The organism is Nocardioides psychrotolerans (assembly GCF_900113685.1).
GTDB classification, from domain to species: Bacteria; Actinomycetota; Actinomycetes; order Propionibacteriales; family Nocardioidaceae; genus Nocardioides; species Nocardioides psychrotolerans.
This window is the reverse complement of sequence record NZ_FOQG01000016.1, coordinates 90,738-98,625: the sequence shown is the minus strand read 5'-3', so window position 1 is coordinate 98,625 and position 7,888 is coordinate 90,738. Positions and strand designations below refer to the sequence as shown.

General features: G+C 72.3%; 6 protein-coding genes. 4 read left to right on the top strand and 2 right to left on the bottom strand.

Annotated elements, in window-relative coordinates; translation table 11 throughout:
• Window positions 1–233 precede the first annotated feature (233 nt).
• Window positions 234–1,049, bottom strand: coding sequence for a putative protein N(5)-glutamine methyltransferase (locus tag BM204_RS17605; protein WP_246166358.1), 816 nt, complete (start codon window positions 1,047–1,049; stop codon window positions 234–236).
• Window positions 1,050–1,096: 47 nt separating this feature from the next.
• Between BM204_RS17605 and BM204_RS17600 the strand changes: the two genes are divergently transcribed.
• The 4 genes from BM204_RS17600 to BM204_RS17585 all read left to right on the top strand — a co-directional run bounded on the left by BM204_RS17600 (window position 1,097) and on the right by BM204_RS17585 (window position 5,487).
• Window positions 1,097–2,269, top strand: coding sequence for an oxidoreductase (locus BM204_RS17600; protein WP_091116080.1), 1,173 nt, complete (start codon window positions 1,097–1,099; stop codon window positions 2,267–2,269).
• A gap of 156 nt (window positions 2,270–2,425) precedes the next feature.
• Window positions 2,426–3,526, top strand: a complete 1,101-nt coding sequence (locus BM204_RS17595; protein ID WP_091116078.1) for an NAD(P)H-dependent amine dehydrogenase family protein — start codon at window positions 2,426–2,428, stop codon at window positions 3,524–3,526.
• Window positions 3,523–4,329 carry an SDR family oxidoreductase gene (locus tag BM204_RS17590; RefSeq protein ID WP_091116076.1) on the top strand — a complete coding sequence of 269 codons (807 nt, stop codon included), beginning with the start codon at window positions 3,523–3,525 and terminating at the stop codon, window positions 4,327–4,329. Before BM204_RS17595 ends, BM204_RS17590 begins: the two co-directional genes overlap by 4 nt.
• Window positions 4,330–4,338: 9 nt before the next feature.
• Window positions 4,339–5,487, top strand: coding sequence for an MBL fold metallo-hydrolase (locus BM204_RS17585; protein ID WP_246166354.1), 1,149 nt, complete (start codon window positions 4,339–4,341; stop codon window positions 5,485–5,487).
• Here BM204_RS17585 and BM204_RS17580 read toward each other — a convergent pair.
• Entirely contained in the window at window positions 5,451–7,712 is a 2,262-nt protein-coding gene (locus BM204_RS17580; protein ID WP_091116074.1) for a PQQ-binding-like beta-propeller repeat protein, read from the bottom strand. The two genes, BM204_RS17585 and BM204_RS17580, sit on opposite strands and share 37 nt — an antisense overlap.
• Window positions 7,713–7,888 lie beyond the last annotated feature (176 nt).

The following is a 7,888-nucleotide window of genomic DNA, read 5'->3' as shown; positions in this document are numbered from 1 at the left end:
CGGTCGGCCCACAGGGACTTCGCCCACCGAGACCTCGCCCGCGGAGACCTCGCCCAGGGTGTCGTGCGCATGCTCCGGGACCCTAGCCGTTTCGGTGCTGGTTGGTCGGCGACCCGTCACGGTTGCTGCTCGGGTCCCCCGGTCCGCGCAGCGTGCGCCAAGCCCGATGGGGCCGCCGACGTGAGGGGTGGTGCCCGGGGTGGGCTTGCCGAAAACGCCCGACCGCGTGAGGTCTAGACCTGCCGCCCCGAGATCGCCCAGCCGTCGATGTCGGGGGCGCCGTGCTGGTGCGGGTCCAGGCCTGCGTCCTCCATCAGGGCGGCGGCGGTGGCCGTCTGCGTCCGCCCGGTCTCCAGCACCAGCAGGCCGCCGGGCGCCAGCCAGGTGGGCGCCAGTGCGATCACCCGACGTTGTACGGCGAGCCCGTCAGCGCCGCCGTCGAGCGCCAGGTGGCGTTCGTGATCGCGCGCCTCCGGCGGCATGGTCGCGATCGCCGCGGTCGGGACGTAGGGGGCGTTGACGACCAGCACGTCGATCCTCCCCCGGAGGTGAGGTGGCAGCGCGTCGTAGAGGTCGCCGTCGTGGACGCGCTCCGGCGGCAGGTTGCTGCGGGCGCAGGCGGTCGCGGCGGGGTCCACGTCGGAGGCATGGAGGTCGAGGTCGGGGTGGTGGGCGAGCAGGGCCGCACTCAGCGCGCCGGACCCGCAGCAGAGGTCGACCACGGTCTCGTGCCCGGTGCGCACCTCCGCGGCGGCGAGCCGCACGAGGAGCGCGCTGCGGCGGCGGGGGACGAAGACACCGGGGCGCATCCGCACCCGGACCCCCTCCACGTCGGCCCAGCCGACCACCTGCTCGAGCGGGAGCCCGGCGACCCGAGCGGCGACCATCGTGTCCAGGTGGCCCGGGTCGCGGGCCTCGGCGCTAAGCAGGGCCGCCTCCTCCTCGGCGAAGACACAACCCGCTGCCCGCAGGGTGGCCACGGTGCGGGCGGTGGCCACAGTGCGGGCGGTGGCCACAGTGCGGGGGGTGTCCGCGGTCGGGTCGGTCACGGGGTGATCGTGTCACGACCAAAACTAGAACACGTTATTGTTTTCGCATGGTCCCTGATGTCTTCGCCCCCGCGACCCTCGGCCCGGTGCGGCTGCGCAACCGCACGGTGAAGGCCGCGACCTTCGAGGGGCGCGCCCCCGACGGCCAGGTGACCGACGCCCTGATCGACTACCACCTCGCCGTCGCGCGGGGCGGGATCGGCCTGACGACCGTGGCCTACCTGGCCGTCGCGCCCGAGGGGCGCACGCACGCTGAGCAGATCGTGGTGGGGGCGTCGACCGCGGCCGGGCTGGCCAGGCTCGCCGACGCGATCCACGAGACCGGTGCCGCGATCGCGGGGCAGGTCGGGCATGCCGGCCCGGTGGCCAACGGCCGCTCCAACCGGGTCAAGGCGATCAGTGCCAGCCGGATGCCGAGCCCGTTGTCCATGCAGATGATCCGCGCGGCCTCCGAGCAGGACCTGACGCGCGTCACCCGTGCCTACGTCGCCACGGCGCGCACCCTCGTCGACGCCGGCTTCGACGTGCTCGAGCTGCACATGGCCCACAGCTACCTGATCTCGTCCTTCCTCGCGCCGGGCCTCAATCGCCGCAAGGACCGGTGGGGCGGCTCGCTGGGGAACCGCGCGCGGCTGGCCCGCCAGGTCGCGCAGGCCGTGCGCGACGAGGTCGGCTCCGAGGTCGCCGTCACCGCGAAGGTGTCGCTGAGCGACGGCTTCCGCGGCGGCGTCACCACCGACGAGGGACTCGAGCTGGCCCAGCTGCTCGAGGCCGACGGTTGTCTCGACGCGCTCCAGATGAGCGGCGGCAGCTCGCTGATGAACCCGATGTACCTCTTCCGGGGGGACGTCCCCCTCAAGGAGTTCGCAGCCTCCATGCCGCCCGTCGTACGACTCGGGATGCGCACGCCCATGGGCAAGGGCTTCCTCAAGCACTACGACTTCGAGGAGGCCTACTTCTGGGAGAAGGCGATGCGCTTTCGCGCGGGACTCTCGATGCCGTTGATGCTGCTCGGCGGCATCAACCGCGTCGACACCATGGAGCGCGCCATGGGGGCCGGCTTCGACTTCGTCGCCATGGGTCGCGCGGTCCTGCGCGAGCCCGACCTGGTCAACAAGCTCGCCGCCGGCCGCGCCACCGCCGGCGTGTGTATCCACTGCAACCGCTGCATGCCGACGATCTACTCCGGCACCCGGTGCCCGGTGGTCTCGCCGGCCTGAGGGCGGCTGGGGGCGGGGTCGCGGGCGATCGAGAACATGTAACACGTCGTGACGCCATCCTCCCGCCCGCTGCAACGGCGTGCTTGTTGCGGTAACGACGTGTTACATGGGCCGGGACCCTTCCCCAAATCTAGAACGTGTTCTAGATTGACTGCCATGTCGCAAGCCAAGCCTGACCGCAAGCTCCGTGTCGTTGTCTGGTCGACGGGGACCATCGGTCGCCACGCCATCGCCGGCATCGACGCCCACCCCGACCTGGAGCTGGTGGGCGTGTGGGTGTCCAACCCGGACAAGGACGGCAAGGACGCCGGGATCCTGGCCGAGATGGGCCGCGAGCTCGGGGTGCTGGCCACCACCGACCGTGACGCGCTGATCGCGATGAAGCCTGACGCGATCGTGCACACCGCGATGGCCGACGACCGGGTCTTCGAGTGCATCGAGGACCTGATCTCCTTCGTCGAGGCCGGCATCAACGTCACCAGCAGCGGGCCGGTGCTGCTGCAGTGGCCCGAGAAGATCCTGCCGCCGGAGTTCATCGCGCGCATCGACGACGCGTGCAAGGCCGGCGGCGCGAGCCTGCACGTCAACGGGATCGACCCCGGCTTCGCCAACGACATCCTGCCGCTGGTGATGACGAGCCTCTCCCAGCGCATCGACGAGGTGCGGGTCATGGAGATCTGCGACTACTCGACCTACTACCAGCCGGTCGTCATGGGCGACATGTTCGGCTTCGGCAAGCCGATGGACTTCAGGGCGATGCTCTGGGAACCGGGCATCCTCACGATGGCGTGGGGCAGCGTCGTGCGCCAGATCGCCGCCGGCCTCGACATCGTCCTCGACGAGCCCCTGACCGAGGAGGTCGACCGCCGCGCAGCCGAGGTCGACACGCCGTCGGTCTCCGGCGACGTCGCCGCCGGCACGATGGGCGCGGTCCGCTTCCAGCTGATCGGCAAGGTCGACGGCACGCCGCGCGTCGTCCTCGAGCACGTCACCCGTACGGCGCCCGACCAGGTCCCCGAGTGGGAGACGCCGCCGGCGGGCGGGGACGGCTGCTACCGGGTCAAGATCTCCGGCGAGCCGATGATGCAGGTCGACTTCACCCACCACGGCGAGCACGGCGACCACAACGTCTCCGGGATGATCACGACCGCCCAGCGCATCATCAACGCCCTCCCGGCCGTCGTCGCGGCACCGCCGGGCCTGGTCACTGCGATCGACCTGCCGCTGGTCACGGGCCGCGGCCTGGTGAGCAGGTGAGCATCCTCGACCGCTTCACCGTCACCGACCAGGTCGCCATCGTCACCGGCGCGGGCCGGGGCCTCGGCGCCGCCACCGCCGTCGCGCTCGCCGAGGCCGGTGCCGATGTGCTGATCTCCGCGCGCACCGAGAAGCAGCTCGACGTCGTGGCCGAGCAGGTCCGCGCCACCGGGAGGCGCTGCCTCGTCGTGGCGGCCGACCTCAGCGACCTCGACGCGGTCGCGGGCCTCGCCCAGGCGGCGTACGACGAGTTCGGTCGCCTCGACACGGTCGTCAACAACGTCGGCGGGACGTTCCCCACGGAGTTCCTCAAGACGAGCAACGAGTTCCTCAACGAGGCGTTCAGCTTCAACGTCACCACCGCGCACGCGCTGACCCGTGCGGCCGTGCCCCTCATGCTCGAGACGGCCCCGGAGGCGCAGAAGAGCGTGGTCACGATCAGCTCGATGATGGGTCGCACCGCCGACCGCGGCTTCATCGCCTACGGCACGGCCAAGGCCGCGCTGGCGCACTGGACGAAGATGGCGGCCCAGGACCTCTCGCCGCGGATCCGCGTCAACGGCATCTACGTCGGCTCGATCATGACCAGCGCCCTGGAGTACGTCGCCGGGCAGCCGGCGATGATGGACCAGCTCGAGACCAAGACCCCGCTGGGGCGCGTCGGCGAGCCGGAGGACATCGCGGCCGCGGTGCTCTACCTCTCCTCGAAGGCCGGCCAGTACGTCACGGGCAAGCTCCTCGAGGTCGACGGCGGCATCCAGCAGCCGACCCTGGACCTCGGGTTCCCCGACGTCGGCGCGTAACGTCGCGCCGTGATCCCCGACTCCGCACCCCCGCCCATCCCCGGCCAGGGCCAGGGCCCGGGCCGGGACCCCGGCGTCAGCACGGCGTACGCCGTCTCGCCGGACTCCGGCGAGCACTGGACGGCCGAGGGTGCCTGGCGCGTCGCGGACGGGATCTTCCGGATCCCGCTGCCGCTGCCGATGGATGGCCTGCGCGCCATCAACGTCTACGCGATCGAGACCGGGGACGGGCTGACCCTCGTGGACGGCGGTTGGTCGATCCCCGTGGCGCGCGAGCTGCTGGACCGGTGCCTGCGCGAGGTCGGCTACGGCTTCGGCGACATCCGCCGCTTCCTGGTGACGCACGTCCACCGAGACCACTACACGATGGCCCGGGTGCTCGGCACCGAGCTGGGCGCCGACGTCTCCCTCGGCCTCGATGAGCTGCCCGCGATCGATCTGCTCCACAGCGTCGGCCAGCTCAGCGCCAACCCGTTCGTGGCGGTGCTCGTCTCGGCCGGCGCGCGTGACGTGGCGGACCAGTGGGTGCGCATGGACGGCGACGACCTGCCCGACCCCGCGATGTGGGCCCACCCCGACACCTGGCTCTCCGGCGACCAGGAGCTCGAGGTCGGCACCCGCGTCATCGACGCGGTCCACACGCCCGGTCACACCCCGGGGCACTTCGTCTTTGCCGACCGGGCCGCGGGTCTGCTCTTCGCGGGCGACCACGTGCTGCCCACGATCACGCCGTCGATCGGCTTCACGGTCCCGCCGACCGACCAGCCCCTGGGCGACTTCATGGCCTCGCTGACCAAGGTGCGCGGCCTGCCCGACCTGACGATCCTCCCGGCGCACGGTCCGGTCGCCCCGTCCTCGCACACCCGCGTCGACGAGCTCCTCGTGCACCACGAACGTCGCCTGGCCGAGAGCCTGCACCTGCTGGCCGGTGGTCCGCGCACGTCCTACGACGTGGCGCAGGGGCTGGGCTGGACCCGCCACGAGACGCCGTTCGAGAAGCTCGACGTCTTCAGCCAGGGCATGGCCTCCATGGAGACCAAGGCCCACCTCGAGCTGCTCGTCGCGCGCGGTCGGGCAACGCGCGAGGAGCACCCCGACGGTGTCGTCTTCGCGGCCGGGCCTCAGCCGCCCGTGCGGGAGATGAACGACAACGCGTAGTAGTCGTCGGCCGCGAGCGGCAGGTAGAGCTCGCCGAGGTAGACCAGCGACTCGCCGTACGGCAGGGCCAGCGAGGTCTGTCGGCCGTAGCCGTCGAGCGGGTCCTCGACCGGCTCTCCGCTGACCGCGTCGAGGAACCGGTTGGTCCAGCCGTTGGTCATGACCACGCCACCGAGCGCCACGACCGTGCCGTCGTGGGAGAGCCGGTGCGACGGCGGTCGGAAGGTGTCGCGCAGGTCGAGGGTCCCGGGCCACTCGCGGTCGAGCGTGAAGCGGGCCAAGCCCGGCTTGAAGGCGTTGCCGTAGCCGGCCGTGCGGTAGATGCCGGCGGCGTAGACGTCGTCGCCCTGGCGGGAGATGTCGTAGATCGGGCCGTTGGTCTGGGGGTCGAAGCCGTTGCGGACGTGCCCGTTGCCGGGGCGCACCCGCAGCAGGGCGAGGTGGGCGGGCTGGCCACCCGGGCGCGTACGACGGAAGCTGCCTGCCACCAGGAGGTCGTTGCCGGCGGTGCCGAGCTCGGTGACGTAGCCCTTCAGGGGCAGCACGAAGCTCGAGAGTCGTTCGCCCGTGCGCTGGGAGTAGGCGGTGATCTGGTTGCGGGGGAAGCGCACGCGGTTGTCGAGGCGCTGGGCGACGTAGAGCCGGTCGCCGAGGGTCGTCACCCCGCTCAGGTTCTGTACGCCGGTCACGGCGAGGCGGTCGATCGGCTCCCCGGTTGCGGGATCGAAGGCGCGCACGTCGAGCCGGGTGGGGGAGTACCAGCGACCACCGGCGTCGTGCTCGAAGCGGTCGTAGCCGTGGAAGTTGGTGCGGGCGACATAGACCGCTCGACGACCGGGGACCATCGAGCCGAACCGCAGCACGTGGTGTCCGCGGAAGCCGGCGCGGGGAAGCAGGGTGTTGGCGTCGAGGGCGGCCGTGCCGCTGGCGCGGACCGAGCCGGCCATGAAGAACTGGCCGCCGACGTAGAGCCCGGTGCCGGACGGCTCGACCGCGTTGACCTGACCGTCGAGATGGTCGAGGGCCTTGCTCGCGCGGGCACCGGTGCTGGCGTCGACCGCCGCGAGGTTGGTGGCCGGCGCGGCGCCGACGCTGCCGAAGAGCCCGCCGACCCAGAGCTCGTCACCGACCATGCCGAGGTCGAAGACGCCCCGGTCGGGGCCGTCGCCGAGGTCGGTGACCGCCGGCGCGAAGGCGGGGTCACCGGTGCCGGTGGCCGGGTCGAGCGAGACCAGCGGACCGGGCGTCTCGCCGAGGGAGCCGAAGCCGCCGCCGACGAAGAGTCGACCGCCGCTGGGCAGGATCGTGTGGACGACGCCGCCGAGCTGTCCGTAGGGGGTGGCCGTGGGGGCGAACGTCGGGTCGGCGTCGCCGGTGTCGGGGTCCAGCGCGACCAGGCCGCGGCCGCCGACGTAGAGCCGCGTGCCGTCCGGCTCGGCAGCCAGGGCCCGGACCTCGCCCGGGAGCGCGGCGACGAAGCTCTCGTCGCGGGCGCCGGTGGTGGGGTCGACCGCGATCAGCGACCCGTCGCCGACGTAGAGCCGATCGTCGGTCACCACCAGCTCGGTCACCCGGTCGGGGCGTGGGGCGAGGAAGGGCGTGACGTCGCCGGTCGTGGTGTCGATGGCCGCGAGGTTGCGGCGCTCGCTGTCGTCGACGGAGTCGAAGAGCCCCCCGACGAAGAGGGTCTCGCCGTCCAGCGCGAGCGCGCTGACCAGCCCCCGCACGCGCGGCGCGAAGGCCGGGTCGGCGGTGCCGTCGGCAGCGACGTGCAGCACGCCGCCGAAGCGGTGGCCGTCCACGCTCGCGGTGTTGCCGCCGACGAACCACCCGCCGTCGCCGTCCGCGACCACGACCGAGACCTGGCCGTCGAGCGCAGGCGCCTCCGTGCGGGCCCCCGTGGCGGGGTCGAGGGGGAGACCGGAACCGGTGAAGCGACCGATGCGGGTGAAGTCGCCGCGCACGAAGATCGTGTCGCCGCGCCGCGCGAGGTCGGTGACGTCGCCGTCGGTGACGATCGCGTAGGACGGCGGGGCCGCCTGGAGCGGGGCCCGCCGCTCGTCGCGCGTCAGGGCTGCCGACCCGACCTGGGCGCTGCTCGTCGTGGCGGTGACGGTGGCGGTCGCGGTGAGCAGGAGCGTCAGCGTGGCGACCGCGCAGGCGCGGAGGACGGAGGCCGCGGGGACGGATGCGACGGCAACGGATGCGGCAGGGGGTATCGGCACGCGCTCAACGTAGGTGCGGCGAGGACCGGCGTCCGGGTTTGACGTCAGGAGGGGTCCACTGGTCTGGACGCGCGCTGATCCCCACTGCCGAGTCGGCGCGATGTTGCACTGCCGAGTCGGCGCGATGTTGCACCGTGGGTGCCGCGACGACACATTGCGCCGACTCGGCCCGCCCT

Excerpts from the sequence above, each read along its gene's own strand:
- BM204_RS17600 (WP_091116080.1), top strand. The coding sequence starts at position 1,097 with ATGGTCCCTGATGTCTTCGCCCCCGCGACCCTCGGCCCGGTGCGGCTG.
- BM204_RS17595 (WP_091116078.1), top strand. The coding sequence starts at position 2,426 with ATGTCGCAAGCCAAGCCTGACCGCAAGCTCCGTGTCGTTGTCTGGTCG.